The sequence below is a fragment of the Lysinibacillus sp. FSL K6-0075 genome (assembly GCF_038592945.1).
Classification (GTDB): Bacteria; Bacillota; Bacilli; order Bacillales_A; family Planococcaceae; genus Lysinibacillus; species Lysinibacillus fusiformis_F.
Map to the genome: position 1 here is coordinate 2,289,304 of NZ_CP151947.1, position 18,983 is coordinate 2,308,286.

Below are 18,983 nucleotides of genomic sequence, written 5' to 3' on the forward strand. Positions count from 1 at the left end.
CCGAGAATACCTTTATTTATTCAAAGGAAGAAAAATATGAATAGTTTTTATAAACAAAAAAACTTTGAGTGACTTAAAAAGCCCAAAAAATTAAAAAGAGACCACCTCGAAAAAGTGGTCTAACATATTGTTAGAAAATTTTCTTTTGATTTCTGTCATCTTTTAAAATTTCTACGGCTTCTCTAAAACGCTGAGAATGGACAACTTCTCGCTCACGTAAAAACTTTAAGCTATCATTTAAATCCGTATCATCAGATAAATCGATAATCCATTGATAAGTGGCACGCGCCTTTTCTTCTGCAGCAATATCTTCATACAAATCAGCTATCGGATCTCCTTTAGCCTGTATATAGGTTGCTGTAAATGGTACCCCTGAGGCATTTTCATAAAATAATGCTTTATCATGATTTACATAATGGTCTCCAAGACCAGCTTCTTTTAACATTTCTGGAGTAGCGTCTTTAGTTAGTTTATAAATCATTGTAGCAATCATTTCTAAATGTGAAAATTCCTCTGTTGCTATATCAGTTAATAACCCTACTACTTTGTCAGGAATGGTATAGCGCTGATTCATGTATCTAAGAGCTGCAGCTAATTCCCCATCTGCACCACCATATTGCTCAGTTAAATACTTTGCGAGCATTGGATTACATGTACTAACCTTAACTGGATATTGGAGTTTCTTTTCATAATACCACAAAAATTATTCCTCCTAGACTCATATTTTAGACTTGCCATGGCCAAGGTGTATCAACCCAATTGAAAGGATAGTCCGAATAACTTCTTCCAAAATTCATTAGTGGACCAAATTTTTGCTCAAAATTGACTTTAAGTTTCATACTTTTTTCAGTGTTTTCATTAAATTGCTGAATTGCATCATAATCATTGGGATGAGTATCCAAGTACAGGTTTAATTCAACAATGACAAAATCGATGGCTTGTATTTCTTCAAGTAGAGTATAAAATTCAGGTGGCATCTTTTTACTCACTTTTCATCCCTCCTTTTGGTGGTGGGTAGGGACTAAACAATTGAGGCCATAAAGTTCCAGCTCGAAGTACTTCTTGAGGGGTTGGGAATTGAGGTAATCCAGGTGGTTGAAAGCCCATATATAATTGCGGGGGTGTAGCATAAACTTTAATTTTTATAGGTGGGCATGGATCAAATGGACCGATGTAAGGTTTCCAATACTTATATTGCGAAGACATGAAATCCTCCCTTCTGTAATTAAATTGCATCCGTGCAATATATGAGAAAGAAATAATTATTATTCTGATACTTAAAAAAGTAATAAAAATTTAAAATAGACCACTCAGAAATAAAATGGTCTAATGCATATACTCAGAAATTTTTTAAAGGATTATATACAAATAAAATTTGATTTTAAAAGATTTCACCAATAGAATTTGCTTTAGATAAACGTATTCCAGCTTCTCGAAAGAGGTAAAAAAATGAGCATTATACGAAATTCAACCGAAGACAAGACGGGTGGGGTAGTACAATTTAGATGCAGAAATCATACTAATAGGAGATAAGGTAACTGGTTACGTTGATGGACAGTTAATGCAACCAAAAGTTAATACTCATTACTAAATAAATTAAAAATTTTGCTTAACACGCTGCCAAGTATTAGTAATATTATATTAGCCCCAACTGTGTGCATTATTTTGTGTTAATATGCATTGTAAAGAAAAATGAAAAACCCCAAAAGACTGTATACAACAGGCTTTTGAGGGCTTAATGAGTGCATATTGCAAAATATAAAAATTAGTCCGTGAAACATAAAGATGATAAATAACCTAACATTAATAAAAGACCAATACCCATTACGATGCTCATGCTTTGTACCTCCTTTAAAAAACCGACACATTATTCATAAATATTGTACAATGAATTATAGAAATATGAAACCTTTTAATGGCGAGAACGTATATAATAATAGGAGAATTACCAATTTGTACATAAAGAGTAGGTGACAATAAATGAAAACGTGGGTTAAGAAAAGTATAGTCATCATGGTTGCGTTTTTAACATTTGGCTTAATAACGCCTACACATGAGATTTGGGAAGCATTTGATCAAAATCCCTCGAACCGTGCATCCATCGGCCCTGAGTCAGGGACAAGCACTGCTTTAGCTGCTGAACGTGATGATAGCAGTGACGAACAGATGCAAATTCAAGAGGAAGCGATCGATTATAATACCTTGCTCGTGGATGCAGCTAGAGAACAATCGTACATAAAATTTGGCACAAAAATTGGTCCTAAAATTAGTAATGAATTCGACAGCATCATCTTTCCAAAAATGGAAGAAGCCATTGCCATGACGGTGGCTAATCTTGATGATCAAACTGCCGCATCTTTAACCATCTCTGAAAGGCCAAGTGGTAATTATGGTGAGAAAATTTTCAATGTCTTCAACAATGAAACGGGCACAGATTTAATCCGTTTCCATGTACGTACAGAAAAAAGACCACAGGAAGGCTACTACTACAACTTCCACTACCACAGTGCTGAGGACGACTTCATGGCACATTACAACCTTGGCGATATCTATTGGGAAAAAAATACACCACCTAAGTGGTTGTCATAATAAGTACGAAGCACTCGTTTACATAACGAGTGTTTTTTTGTGCGAAAATGCCATACTGAAAAAAGCATGTACCCCGAAATTTCAAGATGATGGGGAATAATATAGCTATCACTGATTACTTGATTATTGAAGGTATTCAAGATGAACCTACTCAACAGAAAATAATTATAGTCCCAACCCAGAATGCCCTCTATTAGCATTTTAAAAGGCAAGGATAATGAAGAAATCAGTCGCTTGATGCAGGAATGTAGGATTGAATTTGTTTTTTCTTGCGCTTACCCGGGAAATTTTTTATTTTCTAAACTTACACTTAAACATCACGTTAAAGGGAGAGATAAAGGGAGCTGACAAATGAAAGTAAGACTCAAATTGGTTTTTAGATGTATGTCAACTGGGTTTAATGATGAAAAATAACCATCTTACCTGAATTAAAATCTAAAGCGAGAGTTTTATCTTGAGAGGGGTCATGAAAAAATTTGCTAAAAGTGCATGTTGATACCGTTATTTTAGGAAACAAAAAACCGGCAAGGATGCCGGCTGCGGATGTTGAAGGAAAGCTATTGTGGATTGTTTTCATTAGCAAATTTACCTGAAGCAAATTTTTTGTTTGCTTCAGCTTGTTGAATTTGTTGTCTGATTTGGTTAACATCAGTTTCATTCCCGAATTCAACGTTCATTGATTTCATTGCATTCATAGAACCAGAAGCCTGTTGCTTTTTCGCTTCAGCTTGTTGGATTTGTTGTCTGATTTCATTAACATCAGTCTCATTCCCGAATTCAACGTTCATTGAATTCATTGCGTTTGGGGTTGCATTAGGAATTTTCGAATTGAAATTTTGGTTGTTATTATTAGTCGCCATTAAAAATCACCTCCCGAAAAGTAGTGTGTACAGAAGGTGCTTTACTATCCATACATTTTAGAAAAAGCTAACCGATTTTGGGTGGGGCTACATAATGAGGACATCTAGCTTTCAATTTGCATAGTTTAAGAAATCTAGTTTTCCTAGTATAATTGTAGTATGTTCGTTATTGTGTTTTGAGATTGGAGAAATGTATGAAAGATCGTAAACAAATCGTTATCGAATCAACATTACAATTATTTACTGAAAAAGGGTATCAGCATACATCGGTTCAGGATATTTTAGATAAAGCAAATATTTCTAAAGGGACATTTTATAATTATTTTTCATCTAAAAATGAATGTCTGAAAGCCGTATTAGAGCAAAATCGCCAAGAACGAAATGTTTTAAAAGAGGAAATTTTAGTTGGCAAGAAAAAAGAGGATGTAGACGTTTTGATTGAACAATTAATCGCTACATTAAAAATTAAAGAAAAATATAACTTAATGCCTTTATTTCGAGAAATCTCCTTTTTGCATGATGAAGAGTTGCAAGAAATTCTTGCAGAACATCGCTTTCATGAAATCACCTGGTTAAAAAACAGATTCAATGATATTTATGGAGAAGAGGGAAAGCACTATTATTATGAGTGTGCAGTCGTCTTTTTTGGCACATTCCAATATTTATCTTTTTATTGGAATTTGGCTACCAATATGACGATTGATCTAAAAAAAGTGGTCACTCGGTCATTGAAATATGTAGAAAGTTTTCTGCCAGAAATGATTAAAAGTGGAGAAATTTTATTGGAACCAAAGGAAATGAATTTGTTAGAGAAGGATGTAGCCTATAAATCGATCACAAGCAAACAGATTCAAGAGAAATTAGAGAAATTTTATAAAAAAATCTCGACTATCGAACTTCCGCAAAAATCACTCGAACTATCCAGCCTGCTTTTGGATGAAATGAAAAGAGAAACGCCACGCATGAGTGTTTTAGAGATCATGCTCCAGCCATTTCGTAGTTCTTTCGCTGAAACAATTTATAAATATGAAGCAGAAGAAATCGCTAATCTTTTCTGGCTTTATATGAAGATGCAAAACAAGGCATAAATGAATGCATTACTAGACCAGCTATTTATCATAAAGTTGGTCTTTTTTCATTTGAATTCGGGAGGCTCAAATTACATATGCTGCATATGCTTACCCCATTTGGCTAACGATTCTAGTGAGGGCACTAGGTCTTTTCCTTCTTCTGTTAGTGAATATTCGACTCTAGGTGGAATCTCAGGATACTGCGTACGAGTAACGACTCCAAATTCCTCTAGCTCCTTTAACGATTGAGATAGCATCATATTGGTAATGCCATCCACGATACGTTTTAATTCATTGTACCGTAACGTGTCGTTTTTCCATAAAGCCCATATGATAGGGAGTCTCCATTTTCCGCCAATTATACTGAATGCATAATTTAATGGGCAATTTTTTTTATCTGTAATTCCCGCATCTACACGACTCATCGTAAAACCCCCTTTAATCAGTTTTTCCTGACTTAGTCAACAATTACTGCGTACTTGTTGCAACATAACAAATTCATTATATTGATAGGTAGTTCAATAATCAAGAATAGGGGAGATAAACATGACGATAACATACGAGGTAATACCTAATGAAAAAGCTGATATTTGTAGAGATTTATGTAATGAGCTGATGAGCTTTCAGAAATCACAAGCCCACATCAAGCCAGAACTGTTTGACACGATGAATTACGAAACACGGATGGTACCTTCGATAGAAAGTGCGATTGCTAATCATATTGTGGTTGCGAAAGATAATCAGAAGGTTGTTGGCTATGCCTACTCAACGATTTCTCCTAAAGAAGCCTATGCCAATGATTTTGCTACTTTTTTCAATATGTCTTCAGTGAGCCAAAACAATGTAGGCTGTTTATCTCAATTTTTCATTAAAGAAGAATACAGACAATATGGGGTTGGATCTACACTTTTTAATAGGTCAATTCAATGGCTGGAACAATTTGATGATGTAGAAGACTATTTTATTTTTGTATCCAACGGCAATGAAAATGCCCTAGAGTTCTATCAACGTAAAGGTTTTTCTATTAGTCATGATATATTGGAGGGCTTTATAACTGTTTTACGAAACGACAGGTAAGTGAACCATTTAATGACTAATTCAGGAAGTGTTATAATAATTTTACACGTAGACATGTTGTATCGATAGACACAGCAAGAGAGGTCGTGAAGAAAGTAAGAGTATTATGGTTGACCACACTGAAAATATTTTTAGAATTAATAAGAATTATTGTGCTTTTTTTCGTTATTGGATGCGTAATGTGGGGAGGCGTAAGGCTTATTTATACCTCTTTAGGAATAAATATTAATAGTTCTTACGCAGGATGGCTGGGAGGAATCGCGATATATTGTTTATTGTTTGTCCTCTACCGTAATAAACTGCAATTTTCGGGATTTTATGATGGTCCACATCGCCAAAAATTACCCTCTAAAAGCACCACCACTTTGGTTACTGTCTCAGCTTTTCTTTTAATTCTCCCGTTTCTCTTGAAGAGCTTTTCATTATAACGGACCGCTATATCAAGCACACAAAAAGATCAGCTACTCAAATGAGTTTGAGACCTGATCTTTTTTATTTAAAGGTGAAAGATTAGCCTTATCAAAATATGAAAACTTTTTATCATTGTTTCATCATGTGGGTACCTTTTGGCTTGCTGTTTTCCATTGCAGCATTTGGATTAGAAGTAGTCGCTGGAAATAAAATCCTACTAACATTATTTTTGCCCTTATCAGTGGCGTAATAGGAGCGTTTGCTTCTGAAAAAATATATGATTTTCTTTTATAGAAGCATATAAATTAAGTGTTATTAGTGCGATTATCATTTTTGGTATTGCAGGTTTACTTTATGCTTTTGTAGAAATTTCATTTAAGAGAAATATAAAATTTGTTTAAGCTATTTACTTGGAGTGAATTCTTATTTTTTAACAAAGAGGAGAGTCAATATGGAAGTAGTATATTTGGCAGGTGGATGTTTATGGGGTGTACAAGCTTTTATAAAAACGCTGCCCGGCGTTACGTTTACAGAAGCAGGAAGAGCTAATGGTACAAGTCATACGCTTGAGGGCGATTATGATGGGTATGCCGAATGTGTAAAAACAGGATTTGATCCGACAGTGGTAACCATCAGGGAATTAATGGGGTATTTATTTGAAATCATTGATCCTTACAGTTTGAATAAACAAGGTCAGGATGTGGGCGAGAAATACAGAACAGGCGTGTATAGTGAAAATCCTGAACATTTAGAGGAGGCGAAGGCATTCCTCAGTGAAAGACATGACTATGACCTGATAGTGGTTGAAGTATTACCTCTTACAAACTATGTAAGAAGCGCAGAAGAACATCAAGATAGACTAGCTAGATGTCCAAATGATTACTGTCATATTCCCAAAGAAATATTAAATAGGTATAAGTAAAAACTTCAAATACACATTTCTACTGCTTTTTATTGGAGACATAAAATCTTGAACGCATTAGGAAGTCTGGGATTTAATCAATTGCAAGGTATTGTAGAATCAGACGAGACCTTCTTTCGTGAATACTCTAAAAGGGCGTAGAGAAATCAATCACAGAAAAGCCAACAAACGTGGAGAGAAGACAAGAAAAGAGGTATTTCTAACCTTAAAATCGCTGTTGCTGTAGCACAAGATAGAAACGGAAAGGCAACATGATTGCTCGAAAAGCAGGAACAGGGCGTGTTAGAGCCGAAGAAATCGACACTGTGATAGGTGAGCATATACACCCGTCTGCTTTGTTATGCACAGATACAGCCACTAACTACAAAAAGTTTGCCAAACTCAAGGGACTCTTGCACGAAACGGTTAATGAACGCCAAAAACAGCGTGTGAAGAAAGGGATATTCCATATACAGCACGTAAATAACTTCCACCATCGCTTAAAGGGATGGATGGAATGTTTTCAAGGTGTGGGAACTGATTATTTAGACAACTACCTCTATTGGTTCCGTTGGCTTGAATTAGGGAAGGATTTAGCATTTGATAAACGTGTTGAACAAATGCTCATTTCAGCGTGTCAAAAATCCAATTACACAACGGTTGAAATGTTCCATAGTACATAAAGAAAGACCTCTGCTACAAAGAGGTCTATTTAAACATTATGGTTATCTGCTTTTTTAAAACTCATTACTAAAATAAATGCGATGACATACACTGCTGACATTAACAATGAGAAAGTCTCATAATTTATGTCAAATAGGTAGTTCACTCCAAATAATGGTGTCGTGAACATCAAATAAAACGGATATTGAATTGATGCTATCATATCCAAAATGGCGTAACCCATCATAGTGCCTTCAAATATTTTAATGACATAAACAACTAAGCCAGATATGAAACCAAATATTAAAAATACCTTTAAGCCTTTATTAGATTTACCACTATAAGACGCTTTTTTAATGAATATTAGCAAAGCGATAAGAAACAAAGCTGTAGCGAGTAGGTTAAAAATACTCATCGTTGAATCTGGATGTTTCAATGACGGGAATAAATTTGTTGAAAAAGCAATTAGATATGAACATATAAGGAAAATAAACAATTTTAATTTCATTTTATTACCCTCTTCGATATTGATTAAGAAATCTGACTATTAAGTTATATATCTATTTTAACAGAAAATCCCTTTATGGAAAATCTATCTCAAAAAAACAATTTTTGAGAAAACAGCCTAAGTAAAAAAAGATGATTAATGGATAGTTAATTGGTTTAATCATTTTCAACAATCGGCCGAGTTCGTTCAATAGAGATTAAACAGCTTTAAAGAGCCTTACTACAATAAAATGTAGCAGGGCTCTATTAATTTATATCAAAACTTCTCAAATCATTAGAGAAAAAGCAAGTTATACAGTAACTGAAATTACCACAAATTCAAGCCCTTCTCCACACCAATTAATTTTCGTTTATATACTATAAATACTATGATCAAACCTTTCTGAATGGGTGTTTCATGCAAGAAATAAAATCTATATGTGAAAGTTGAATAATAAAATCAAATTTATAACGCAATCCATTAATGAGGGGTCGCGTTTTTTATTGTGACTATTTTAATGAATGTTAAATTGAAGTGAATATATAAATAACAATAATAATATAATTAAAAACAATTAAAATTTATTGTTAAACGATAAATGTTGTGTTAAATTGATATTGTTATTAAATAAGTGAGGTGCTTCCTATGAATGGTAAACGAGTTTCAACAGCTTTCTTAAGGGTAGTTATTTTTCTGGCTGGGATTGCAATTCTTGCATTATGTCTATTTTTAGTACCTCCTATGGCTAATTTCGCATCAAGATTGTATCCAACTTTTTCCTTAATGAAATATCTTATTTTCATCGTGATGTATGGAGCGGCTGTGGCTTTTTACTTTGCACTCTATCAGGCTTTTAATCTTCTACGGTACATTGACAAGAACACAGCGTTCTCGGAATTATCTGAAAGGGCGTTAAAGAACATCAAGTACTGTGCGATTATTATCAGTGGTTTGTATGTATTAGGTATGCCGATGTTCCATTTTATCGCAAAAATGTTGACCCTCCTATTGGCATAATGGGACTCATCATCATTTTTGCTTCGTCGATTATCGCCGCTTTTGCTGCTGTCCTCCAACAGCTTCTACAAGAAGTGATGAATAAAAAGTCAGAAAATGATTTGACAGTCTGAGGTGGAGGATATGGAGATTTTTAGAAATGTTGATACTCGATGGTAAGAGGAATGGGTGAAGAATATCTCAACAATTAAGTCCTCAAAATATATTTTTCAACATCAATTTCCTTATTGAATGAAAGAAAAAGTCGATTTCATTGGAGAATCGGCTTTTTTATATCACGGAAAATTATAATAGTTTAAGAGCGTGTCACAACCTCATCGTTATGGAACAGTTCAGCAATCGGGTGCAATGGTAGAACAATACGATTAGAACTGGTTAAACTTTGTAATAAAAATTGTATCAATGTTTTTTCAAAACAGATTCTTTTCATTTACCGTAAAACAGGAGGTTACTGGTTGTTTATTGATAAATGATGACATAGATCTTCCGGAAACCTCACACATTAACCTCAAAAAGTTTGGAGGTTCCAAAATGAAAAATGCCTGTAAAGTGTATGTACTTTTATTTATCGTAGTTTTCTCATTTTCCGCATCTGTATATGCAGAAGAAAATAAGGAAGGAACGCTGGTATACCATGTGAAATATGATTATGATGCCATAAGTAAATTTTTGGGCATGACAATGGCGGAATATGATCAAGAATGGGCGAAAGGTCTGTCGATTGCAGAAATGGCGAAGAAAAAGGGGATTGACAGAAGAGATGTAGAAGGCTATTTTTATCAATTTCATTATGAAGAAATGCAAAAGTGGCGAAAAAAGGGTGTCATGACAGAAAAGCACTATTTTCATCTTGTCTACAGATTAGCGGATGAAATAGAGGAATTTATTGATCGTAATCCCAACTTACACAACGATTAGATTTTGGGGCAGCTTGCATCCTTTGTATAAAAACATTGCTTATCTCTCAAAATAAGAAAAATTCGATGATCGTGGGGTACTCAAATGGAAAATTTGATGGTGGAAATGAAGTCTAAATTTGCCGATCACGATGATTTTTTCATTGAAGAAGAGCTTATACATCAAACGGTTATCTATCTTATGGGATTTAAAACACTGATTGATTATCCAAAGTCTAACCAATACATTCGGCAAATGGCTAGTTCTGCTGCGTCCGTAGATGAGCTTTTGACAAATCTTAGCGATCGATTGGATGTGGGGAGTGAACAGATGGTCAATGCTGTGTTAGAGGGGAAGCTGATCATCGTCATACAAAAGGATCAACGAAACGCGATAGTCGATCCAGTTGCCCTTAATTTAACACGAAGTATTGATGAACCGAAAAATGAAAGTCCTATACAAGCATCGATGGATGCATTTGTTGAGGATTTGAATACAAATGTGGGGCTTATTAGAAAAAGACTGAAAACAGACAGGCTATTGCATTGCTCCTTTCAAGTGGGTGAGCTAGAAAAACGCAATTTGTCCATGCTATATATTAATGGAAGAGCACCGAATGATCTGGTCGAAAAAGTTAATGAGCAATTAAAGCAAATTGACACGGATATTGAATCCATTGATGACCTTAATAGGCATTTTGGTTTACGCAAATGGAGCCCTGTAAGTCATTTCTTTCCGACAGAAGTGCCGATTCAGGCCATTCATTCCTTAAAGAAGAATAGACTTGTCCTTTTATTAGATAATTATCCCTTTGCCCTTGTTTTTCCACATCTATTGCTAGATATGTTTAGTATTGTGAATGATCGGAATTTCCCCTATATATTATCCGTTATGCTTCGAGTTCTTCGCGTGGTAGGTGCTGTATTGACGCTTATCCTTCCAGCCTTGTATGTCGCATTAGTATCTGTTAATCCTGAGATATTTAAATTCGATCTTGCTTTATTTGTGGCGAAAAGTCGAGAAGGGATTCCTGTACCCGCTTTGCTTGAAACGATCATCATGGTCGTATTAATTGATTTAATACTGGAGGCTATAGTTAGACTTCCTAAAAGTATTGGGCCGACCATTTCCATGGTAGGGGGCGTCATATTAGGTCAAGCCATGGTGGAAGCGAAATTAGTCAGTACGCTCTTAGTGATTGTCATTACGGCTATTGTGATTTCCAGCTCAGTTGTTGCGGGTATCCAAAACTCTCTTTATATACGCTTACTAAAATACCCGATTTTAATTTTAGCATCGATTTTCGGCATTCTTGGTATATTTACTGGTTTAGCGCTTACGGGTATTTATTTAGCAAGTTTAACCTCATTCCATATTCCCTATACGACATTCCATATGAAAAGAGAAGGGGACACGAAGTGACACATCGGTTTCAAATCGCGATTGTTTTCTTTATTATTCATTTAAGCTTTGGCTTTTTACTTTATCCTGAGCTGATCTATTCGTTGACAGATACGGGCCATTGGTTGGTTGTTTTGTGTCAGGGTGTTTTGCAGCTACTATTAATTTTGCTCTATATGAAAGGGTTAAATTATTTTCCGAATGAGGATATTGTAGATATTTATTTAAAAATGGGGAGGCTGATTGCTTTCGTCATCCTTCTTCCATTTGTCCTGAATTTAACGGTACTTGTTGCACTTAATATCCGTACCTATACAGAGGTGATTAATTCCTTATTTTTGCTACGGACACCTCACTGGCCGATAGCGTTACTGCTTTATTTTATTTCTGCTTATACAGCTACAAAAGGTTTAGGGACAATATTGCGGTCTTCTGTGTTTATTTTTTTCATGATTATTCCCTTTATATTGTTCATCAGTTTTTCTTCCATTGTGAATTTTGATTTTCATAATGGATTCCCTATAAGGGATGCATCGTTTGATTTCTTATTAGATATGGAGTTCTATTATCTCATGGGATTTTCGGCATTTTTATTTTTAGGATTTATGGTCTCTAACAAACCATTGGTATTTCGAGATATTTTGATAGCCTGGTTTTCTGTCATCATCCTTTATTTAGCCTTTGTTTATATTCCACTTTTTATTTTTGGACAAGAAACTGTCGTTACCCTGTCCTTACCCTTTGTCATAGCGATGGATTCAGTGGATATTCGGTGGCTTGTATTTAATCGGCAAACGATGTTCTTTGGTATTTCTTCGATTGGCTTTATGCTGATCTTTAATGCGGTCATGCTATGGATGATTAGTCAAATTATGCAGAAACTATTCAGCAAGCTGCGCGTAAAATCAGCCTTATGGATTATAATCTTTTCAATTATCGGCTATATTGCAGGTTTATTTATTCCAAATCAAGTTTGGACAAATACGCTGATTTTATGGAATAGAGGGGCGCAGGTTTATTTTATGCTAATTCTCCCGATAACGATTTACATCTATGGCGTTGTGATCAAGAGAAAGGGGACGAGCGATGAAAGAAAATCATCCTTATAAAACATTGATTATATGTATGTTTTTTCTTTTACCCTTTCTTGGTGGGTGCTGGGATGTTAAAGATATAGATAAACGATTATTGCCCTTGGTTATCGGCATTGCGAAGGAAAATGGAGACTATCAAGTGACACTACAAATTCCAATTACACAAAAAGAAAATGAAGTATCGAGGATTGTTACTGGGAAAGCTGAAACGGTATTAAAGGTGTTGGGGCAAGTTCGAACAAACTCTGAAGAAGCGGTGGATTACTCGCATATTGAATTAATTATTATTCAAAGCAACCTAGCAGCTAATCAACAGGAAATGAGGGAGCTGATTGAATTTTTAATGCACTCAGAGGAAATCCCTTCAAGAGCTCTTGTAGCCATTACGGATGATAAAATCGATAAAGTTCTTTCCAACATTAATGATAAATTAGGGGTGAATGCGACCTCCATTTATAATTACTTTAACAAAGGGGCAGGGTGGGCGCCAGAGATAACAAGCGTTCATATTTGGGAAGTATACCGAAGTCTGTATTCCTATACAAAAGATATGATAATTCCAGTTGTACGTGCTGGAAACGATACCGTGTTAGTCTATGAGGGCTCTAGCGTTTTGAAAAATGGTGAATTAATGGCAAAGATTAATCCGGATGAAAGTCAGCTAACTAAGCTATTTCAAAACTTTAATGCTAAGGGGAAAGTAGAAAGCTTTGATTTGGCGAGTATGATGGTGATCAATAGTGCCATTAAAAATAAAGCCTCGTTGAAGAATGGCATACCCACTGTGACAAGTCATTTAACATTAAAAATAGCGATTTTAGAGCGCAAAAAAGATGTGTCCAATGAGCAAATTACGAAGGAGCTAACGAAGCTTATCGAAAAACGGTTTTATGATATGTTAGAACAGGGGCAGGCCAATCAAACGGATCTTTTCGGATTTGGTCAACTTTTCCGACAACAGCTTTCCTATCAAGAACTAAAGAGTTGGAGAAAGGACTTTTATCCTCGATTGAAGGTGGATTTTCAGGTACATGTAGGTGTGGATTAGACGAAGGTCACAGAGAAAAAAAGGCAGAAACGTTGCTTGCACAACATTTCTGCCTTTGTTCATTTACTTTTGTGTGATACGCTCGAAAAATTCCACTGTTCTGTTCATATCTGTAACATGTTCATTACATGTTTGACTATCAGCACAAATGTAATTACTGTGGTTGGTAAATGTGCCAACCACCTGCCCTTTAATGGACGTAGTAAATAAGCCAACATCTGCATGGCGATTACAGATAGCGCAAATGCCGCGAACCGTGTTATTGGCAAATAGCCCTTTGATTCCTTTTAGCTGCCCATTTTGCTCAAGGACAACATATTTTCGATGTGTGCCAGCATCATCCCAAGCAAGATAACAAATTTGCTGGAAATCGAGTGCTTCTAGATTTGGTAGCTTGAGCTTCTTTTCCTTTTTAAATAAGGTTTTAAGCGTACTAGCTGTCACTGGCTTGAACGGGATGACATAGGGTTTTAATTGCTCTAAAAATGCCTCACCCTGTGCACGATCTGTGATAGCAAAAAGCTGTTCAATCAGCTTTGTTTCCACTGCTGATAATGCTAATTTTGTCGTTACCTCCGTATCAACAAGGCCACGTACTGCTAGGATAACGTCTTTATCCTTTGTTGTCGTCAGTGCATGTAAAATTTTATTTAATTGCTGTTCGAGTAAATGATAGTTGGCAACCGTTAAAAACGGCTGAATTGTTTGTTGTTCCATTTGAAATCTCTCCTGTTTCTTAGGCTATTTTTTTCCTTTTTGGCCTAAAGAGATCATTCAATTTCTGTTAGTTGTATAACTTAATCTTGACCTCTTTGACCTAAAGAAGTCGTTCTAGAGCATGCATTACAAGTGAATGCGATCATTTCGATCCCTCCTTTAAAGGAAACGTTGATTTATATGGGTTTTATAATAGGTTGATAAACAGGCGACCAATTTACATTAATTTGTTAAACATCTTCAAGTCAGTCAAGTGACCATAAGTATCTATAGATATAGTAACATGTGATGGCCCTAATTGCTCTTGAATTGTTTTGAAATTTAATCCATTTACAATGGCATAAGATGCGAAGGACATGCAAATTTATCTCTTTCAAATCGTTTAATTTAACAAATCTTGACCATTCCCTGGACATTGAAAACAGGGTAGCCGAAATTGTTTGTATATAATAAGTTCCATCTTCAGTATATGCAGGGCATTATTCATTTTTTTTGTTTTGCTGATTTTTGTAGGGTGTATCGCGTATGCTTTCATTTCACACATAAATAATTCAGGCACGACGATAGTGCGCGTTTTTTTATGAGAACATTTTAGTTTTGTCATCAAAGTGCAATTGTTTATTATTATAAAATTTATTATGCTCATAATCTATGGAATTGTGCGTTAGTCCTGCGATTGAAGAGCATCTTAAGAAAAAAATTAGGATTGTTTGCTTAATTTTAATGAACTAATTATTTTTCTACCATAAGAAAGAATAAAGTAAATAAGTGTAACATCTAGAAAGAAATTAAGTATATGAAAGTGAATTTGAGTAATACCAATTTTGGTAAATAAAGAAAATGCGGATGATAACTCATTTTCACCGATGTAACTTATAAATTGAAAAGGGGCTCCAAATTTGTTAGAACCATAGGATACAAAGAAAATGGACAATAAAGTCACTATAATGCTAATCCATAATAATCCCTTTTTGTTTGTCACTTGCATTAAGTCATCTCCTTCTTGTATGTTAACTACCCAATATAATTATTATATCGTAATAAATGAAATATGGTAATATTTAGGGAATTTATAATAGGATAGTATCTAGAATGGTAATAGATATAAAAATAGAATATTTCACATTACAAAAAGCCACTATCTGTTTATTTTCTGAATTGTTCGATAGGTAAAAAATTGGTATAATGGACTGAATTGGTTAATAAAGGGGGATTTATTATGAAACAGATGACTGCACGTAAAATAATGAATGCTTGGAGAATTTATACATTGTAGGAGGCACTATGCTATTAAATAAACAAGGTTTTGATTTATGGGCCGATGGATATGATCAAACGGTTCAACACAGTGAGGAAAGTAATCAATATCCATTTGCAGGCTATAAAGCGATTTTAAATAAAATTTTCAATGAAGTGATGGCTGTTCCCGCTTCTACGGTTTTAGATATTGGCTTTGGGACAGGGGTATTAACGGCAAAGCTTTATGAACATGGGCACGCGATTTATGGCTTTGATTTTTCGTCGAATATGATTGCCATTGCGAAGGAAAAAATGCCAGAGGCTCACTTAATGGAGTGGGATTTAACGAATGGCTTGCCACAGGAGCTATTACAGCAGCCCTATGATGCGATTATTAGTACATATGCGCTACATCATTTTACAGATGAGCAAAAGGTTGTGTATATCACGCAACTATTACAGCACCTAAAGCCGAATGGACAGCTATTAATTGGCGATGTTGCTTTCAATACAAGAGAGCAGCTAGAGCAATGCCGTCAAGATAGCAGGGGGTACTGGGATGAGGATGAATTTTACTTTGTCCATGAGGAGCTAAAAAACGCCTTACAGGAAACTTGTCAATTAGCATTTTACCCAATATCGCATTGTGGTGGGGTTTTTGTGATCAGTAGGAAGTGTATAAATGCTGATTAGAGACGCCCTATATGGGGAATTCGCAATAGATGGTGTGTTAGAGGAACTGATTTTAAGTAAGTCCGTTCAACGCTTAAAAGAAATTCATCAGGGTGGAGCAGGCTTTCTAGTAAATAGTAGGTGGACTATTACAAGATTTGAGCATTCGATAGGCGTCATGCTGCTTATTCGACAGTTTGGTGGGTCACTGGAGGAGCAGGTGGCAGGCTTATTGCATGATGTGTCCCATACCGCTTTTTCCCATGTTGTGGATGTGGTCCTGGAGAATGAGGCGGAAGATTATCATGAAGAGCTATTCATGGATGTTATCAAACAGTCTTCTATACCTGCGATTCTTGAAAAATATGGCTACGAGGAAGAGAACATTTTACTTGATCCCTCAAGGTGGTCGTTACTTGAACAACCTGCTCCGGCATTGTGTGCGGATCGCATAGATTATACATTAAGAGATATGTATTTTTATGGCCACGCTGCCATAGAAGATATTCAAAAATTTTTACAGGACTTATTTGTTTTTCAGGGGAAACTGTGTGTTCAAACGATTGAGCATGCAGAATGGTTTGTGGAAATTTATTATCAGGAAGTGTTGGATTTTTTTCTGCACCCTTTAAATATTTATGCGACTAGTACGTTAGCGGATGTGTTAAAGCTAGCACTCGAAAAACAAATTCTAACACTGAATGATTTCCAAAAGACTGATCTTGAACTACTGGGGCAAATGAGGGCTACACATGATCAGGACATTCTAGCTCTTTTACAACAATTACATGAACATGTAGAGGTAAGAGAGGAGCAAGAGAACCATGATATTCATTTTCGGAATAAAGTGCGACTCATCGATCCAGCTGTCTATCATCAACAGCAATTATGGAAGGCGAGCGATCTATCTGACAAAGTCAAAACAATGAATGCCTATGCGATGGAACGGTTTGAGCAGGGTGTTTACGTGAAAATGATCAAAAGATAGGCAATTAATGAGGAGCTGTCAAAGGGCAGCTCCTTTTCTTTAGGCAAACATCGACAAAATATATTTACCAGAAAGCATAAATACAGCATAGACTGCAAGCGCACTCATAACGGAAATGCCTGGTTTAAACCAGCTTGTTAGGAGGAACGCGAGCACAGTAAATAACAGCATGCCAACCGCTCCAAATACCGTGTTTTGTAGGACGGTATGGAAGGTTTCTTCTTTCATATTTTTCATTTGCATGCCCATATTAATGAGCGTCAAAATCGGTAAGGCCGTAATGATACCTGACAAAAATAAATATTTCGATTGGCTGAGTAGCAGCGCTAGCACCATGATCGTGCCACCTACTAAAAAATAGAGAAAGTATAACATAGGATGCCCTCAATTAAATTCAGAATAGAGTCATAATACTGTAGAAAGGAAGTGCCCACAAGTACCTCTTGATAATATGTAGCAAGATGCGCAGAAAGATAGATGATTATGAAAAATAGATAGAAGATTTGTGAAGGGGTGAGTAGTGATGTCCATACTATCCTTTATGCTTTTATATGTAGTAGGCATACCATTCTCCACGCTGTTGCATGAAATCGGCCATGCGTTAGGCGTTATAGTATGTTCAAAGGAACGAGTCCATGTTTATTTAGGTGCAAAAAATCTACCTGAAAACGGTCGTATAGGTCGCATGCATTTCCATATTCGATGGGGATTTTTTGGCTATTGTACGCTACAAAAGGGGAGTAGCTTAAGACGCCAGCAGATGCTCGGATTTATGGCGGGTGGTCCTATTATGACTTTATTGCTGTTGCTTATTGCCAGCTATCTAGCCCGTTATTTTGCTGCTTATGCAGGGATACACTATTTTTTCAATGGGCTTTTTTATTTGAATACCTTTCAATTTCTTGCGACGGCAATCCCGCTAATCTATCCTAACTGGTATAAGCCTTATGCAGGATTACCCTCTGATGGCTATCAAATACTGAGCTTACTGAAGAGAAATATCTGAAAATATAAACTTTAACGAGGGAACTTTTAATATATCGTAAAATACGATATAATCGCATGGAGCGATATATTAAAGGAGTTAATACGATGATTAAAGAGATAAATGACTATTTTACAACGATATTCTATCATCTACATACAACACATGAAGATGTTATTTCCCATCAGAGCGTGCGTATTTTGCAAATGATTCAAAAGGAAGCGGAAGTGACGGTGCGTGATATTGCGGGGTTACTAAATATTTCTCCAAATACGGCGTCTGAGCATGTGAAAAAGCTAGAGCGTCATGGCTGGGTGATGAAGGAGCGTGCAAGTGATGACCAGCGTAAGGTCATGTTGCATTTGACAGCAGAGGGGCTACAAGTGCTGAAGAAAAACTCGGAGCTAGATGATGATAAGCTACAGCATGCACTTAATCAGCTAACTGAACAGGAACAGCAAGCCATTCTACAGGCATTTCGACGTCTAAGTGAGGTGGCAAAATAATGTATACATTCTTTAAAATTTTGAGTTCAGCTGCCATCATTGGCGTTGTGACGGAGGTAGCTCGAAGATTTCCTACCTATGGGGGCATTATTGCAGCGTTGCCATTGGTGAGTATTTTAAGTATTATTTGGCTGACGGTGCAAAGTGAGTCGAGTGAGCATATTCAGCGCTTTACAGTGGGCGTTATCGTTGGTTTGCCAGCAACGATGTGTATGCTATTTGTGATTTACATGGCGATGAAATCCTCCATGCATATTGTACTAGCTATTGGTCTTGGTGTGCTGTCTTGGGCTGTATTTTTAGGCATACAAAAAGCGATTGCAGGGGTTTTTCATATTTCTATTTAACAAGGAGTTTATAA

At 35.9% G+C, this 18,983-nt stretch carries 21 protein-coding genes and 2 pseudogenes; 15 read left to right on the plus strand and 8 right to left on the minus strand.

The features are described 5' to 3' along the window. Nucleotides 1–130 precede the first annotated feature (130 nt). Genes MHB65_RS11180 through MHB65_RS11190 form a run of 3 tightly spaced genes read right to left on the minus strand, consistent with a single transcriptional unit; the run spans nt 131 to nt 1,206 of the window. The gene (locus MHB65_RS11180; RefSeq protein ID WP_150907669.1) at nt 131–700 is read right to left on the minus strand and encodes a manganese catalase family protein; all 570 of its coding nucleotides are present in this window, start codon (nt 698–700) and stop codon (nt 131–133) included. A 25-nt stretch (nt 701–725) separates the two neighbouring features. Beyond that, on the minus strand, nt 726–989 hold the full coding sequence (locus MHB65_RS11185) for a spore coat protein CotJB (RefSeq protein ID WP_082389563.1): 264 nt from the start codon (nt 987–989) through the stop codon (nt 726–728). Continuing rightward, complete coding sequence (locus MHB65_RS11190) at nt 982–1,206, minus strand: spore coat associated protein CotJA (protein WP_342443516.1); 225 nt, start codon at nt 1,204–1,206, stop codon at nt 982–984. The genes MHB65_RS11185 and MHB65_RS11190 overlap by 8 nt, the downstream gene beginning before the upstream one ends. A 774-nt stretch (nt 1,207–1,980) precedes the next feature. Here MHB65_RS11190 and MHB65_RS11195 point away from each other — a divergent pair. Beyond that, nucleotides 1,981–2,589: a YpjP family protein gene (locus MHB65_RS11195; RefSeq protein ID WP_342443517.1), complete on the plus strand. Its 609-nt coding sequence runs from the start codon at nt 1,981–1,983 to the stop codon at nt 2,587–2,589. 557 nt (nt 2,590–3,146) lie between these two features. On the opposite strand, the gene MHB65_RS11200 is transcribed toward MHB65_RS11195, so the two are convergent. Next, a complete protein-coding gene (locus MHB65_RS11200) occupies nt 3,147–3,449 on the minus strand; it encodes a gamma-type small acid-soluble spore protein (protein ID WP_342443518.1) in 303 nt (100 codons plus the stop codon). Nucleotides 3,450–3,643: 194 nt separating this feature from the next. Between MHB65_RS11200 and MHB65_RS11205 the strand changes: the two genes are divergently transcribed. Next, the gene (locus tag MHB65_RS11205; RefSeq protein WP_342443519.1) at nt 3,644–4,537 is read left to right on the plus strand and encodes a TetR/AcrR family transcriptional regulator; all 894 of its coding nucleotides are present in this window, start codon (nt 3,644–3,646) and stop codon (nt 4,535–4,537) included. A 71-nt stretch (nt 4,538–4,608) separates the two neighbouring features. On the opposite strand, the gene MHB65_RS11210 is transcribed toward MHB65_RS11205, so the two are convergent. Next, on the minus strand, nt 4,609–4,944 hold the full coding sequence (locus tag MHB65_RS11210) for a helix-turn-helix domain-containing protein (protein ID WP_342443520.1): 336 nt from the start codon (nt 4,942–4,944) through the stop codon (nt 4,609–4,611). 121 nt (nt 4,945–5,065) lie between these two features. Here MHB65_RS11210 and MHB65_RS11215 point away from each other — a divergent pair, with 121 nt between their 5' ends. From MHB65_RS11215 to MHB65_RS11225, 3 genes and pseudogenes are all read left to right on the plus strand, one after another. After that, nucleotides 5,066–5,596 carry a GNAT family N-acetyltransferase gene (locus tag MHB65_RS11215; protein WP_342443521.1) on the plus strand — a complete coding sequence of 177 codons (531 nt, stop codon included), beginning with the start codon at nt 5,066–5,068 and terminating at the stop codon, nt 5,594–5,596. An 862-nt stretch (nt 5,597–6,458) separates the two neighbouring features. After that, nucleotides 6,459–6,929, plus strand: a complete 471-nt coding sequence (locus MHB65_RS11220; RefSeq protein ID WP_205443248.1) for a peptide-methionine (S)-S-oxide reductase — start codon at nt 6,459–6,461, stop codon at nt 6,927–6,929. Continuing rightward, nucleotides 6,930–7,591: pseudogene (locus tag MHB65_RS11225) on the plus strand (IS1595 family transposase); the annotation flags it as partial. 29 nt (nt 7,592–7,620) lie between these two features. Here MHB65_RS11225 and MHB65_RS11230 read toward each other — a convergent pair. Continuing rightward, on the minus strand, nt 7,621–8,079 hold the full coding sequence (locus tag MHB65_RS11230) for a hypothetical protein (protein WP_342443522.1): 459 nt from the start codon (nt 8,077–8,079) through the stop codon (nt 7,621–7,623). 624 nt (nt 8,080–8,703) lie between these two features. On the opposite strand from MHB65_RS11230, the pseudogene MHB65_RS11235 reads away from it, so the two are divergent. The 5 genes and pseudogenes from MHB65_RS11235 to MHB65_RS11255 all read left to right on the plus strand — a co-directional run bounded on the left by MHB65_RS11235 (nt 8,704) and on the right by MHB65_RS11255 (nt 13,515). Continuing rightward, nucleotides 8,704–9,188 (plus strand): annotated as a pseudogene (locus MHB65_RS11235) (DUF2975 domain-containing protein). A 418-nt stretch (nt 9,189–9,606) separates the two neighbouring features. Next, a complete protein-coding gene (locus tag MHB65_RS11240; protein ID WP_342443523.1) occupies nt 9,607–9,993 on the plus strand; it encodes a hypothetical protein in 387 nt (128 codons plus the stop codon). An 84-nt stretch (nt 9,994–10,077) separates the two neighbouring features. After that, nucleotides 10,078–11,394 carry a spore germination protein gene (locus tag MHB65_RS11245; protein ID WP_342443524.1) on the plus strand — a complete coding sequence of 439 codons (1,317 nt, stop codon included), beginning with the start codon at nt 10,078–10,080 and terminating at the stop codon, nt 11,392–11,394. Continuing rightward, nucleotides 11,391–12,482, plus strand: coding sequence for a GerAB/ArcD/ProY family transporter (locus tag MHB65_RS11250; RefSeq protein WP_342443525.1), 1,092 nt, complete (start codon nt 11,391–11,393; stop codon nt 12,480–12,482). Before MHB65_RS11245 ends, MHB65_RS11250 begins: the two co-directional genes overlap by 4 nt. Beyond that, a complete protein-coding gene (locus MHB65_RS11255) occupies nt 12,460–13,515 on the plus strand; it encodes a Ger(x)C family spore germination protein (RefSeq protein ID WP_342443526.1) in 1,056 nt (351 codons plus the stop codon). Before MHB65_RS11250 ends, MHB65_RS11255 begins: the two co-directional genes overlap by 23 nt. A gap of 63 nt (nt 13,516–13,578) precedes the next feature. Here MHB65_RS11255 and MHB65_RS11260 read toward each other — a convergent pair whose 3' ends face one another. After that, nucleotides 13,579–14,232 carry a FusB/FusC family EF-G-binding protein gene (locus MHB65_RS11260; RefSeq protein ID WP_342443527.1) on the minus strand — a complete coding sequence of 218 codons (654 nt, stop codon included), beginning with the start codon at nt 14,230–14,232 and terminating at the stop codon, nt 13,579–13,581. A 1,284-nt stretch (nt 14,233–15,516) separates the two neighbouring features. Between MHB65_RS11260 and MHB65_RS11265 the strand changes: the two genes are divergently transcribed. Beyond that, nucleotides 15,517–16,164 (plus strand): class I SAM-dependent methyltransferase, encoded by a 648-nt coding sequence (locus tag MHB65_RS11265; RefSeq protein ID WP_342443528.1) that lies wholly within the window; start codon nt 15,517–15,519, stop codon nt 16,162–16,164. After that, nucleotides 16,154–17,131 carry an HD domain-containing protein gene (locus MHB65_RS11270; RefSeq protein ID WP_342443529.1) on the plus strand — a complete coding sequence of 326 codons (978 nt, stop codon included), beginning with the start codon at nt 16,154–16,156 and terminating at the stop codon, nt 17,129–17,131. Before MHB65_RS11265 ends, MHB65_RS11270 begins: the two co-directional genes overlap by 11 nt. Before the next feature lie 39 nt (nt 17,132–17,170). Here the strand turns inward: MHB65_RS11270 and MHB65_RS11275 are convergent, their stop codons facing one another. Then, nucleotides 17,171–17,506 carry a hypothetical protein gene (locus MHB65_RS11275; protein ID WP_342443530.1) on the minus strand — a complete coding sequence of 112 codons (336 nt, stop codon included), beginning with the start codon at nt 17,504–17,506 and terminating at the stop codon, nt 17,171–17,173. Between the two features lie 148 nt (nt 17,507–17,654). On the opposite strand from MHB65_RS11275, the gene MHB65_RS11280 reads away from it, so the two are divergent. From MHB65_RS11280 to MHB65_RS11290, 3 genes are all read left to right on the plus strand, one after another. Beyond that, nucleotides 17,655–18,137 (plus strand): hypothetical protein, encoded by a 483-nt coding sequence (locus MHB65_RS11280; RefSeq protein ID WP_342443531.1) that lies wholly within the window; start codon nt 17,655–17,657, stop codon nt 18,135–18,137. An 86-nt stretch (nt 18,138–18,223) separates the two neighbouring features. Further along, the gene (locus MHB65_RS11285) at nt 18,224–18,622 is read left to right on the plus strand and encodes a MarR family winged helix-turn-helix transcriptional regulator (RefSeq protein ID WP_205443259.1); all 399 of its coding nucleotides are present in this window, start codon (nt 18,224–18,226) and stop codon (nt 18,620–18,622) included. Further along, nucleotides 18,622–18,969, plus strand: coding sequence for a DUF3147 family protein (locus MHB65_RS11290; protein WP_205443261.1), 348 nt, complete (start codon nt 18,622–18,624; stop codon nt 18,967–18,969). Before MHB65_RS11285 ends, MHB65_RS11290 begins: the two co-directional genes overlap by 1 nt. Nucleotides 18,970–18,983 lie beyond the last annotated feature (14 nt).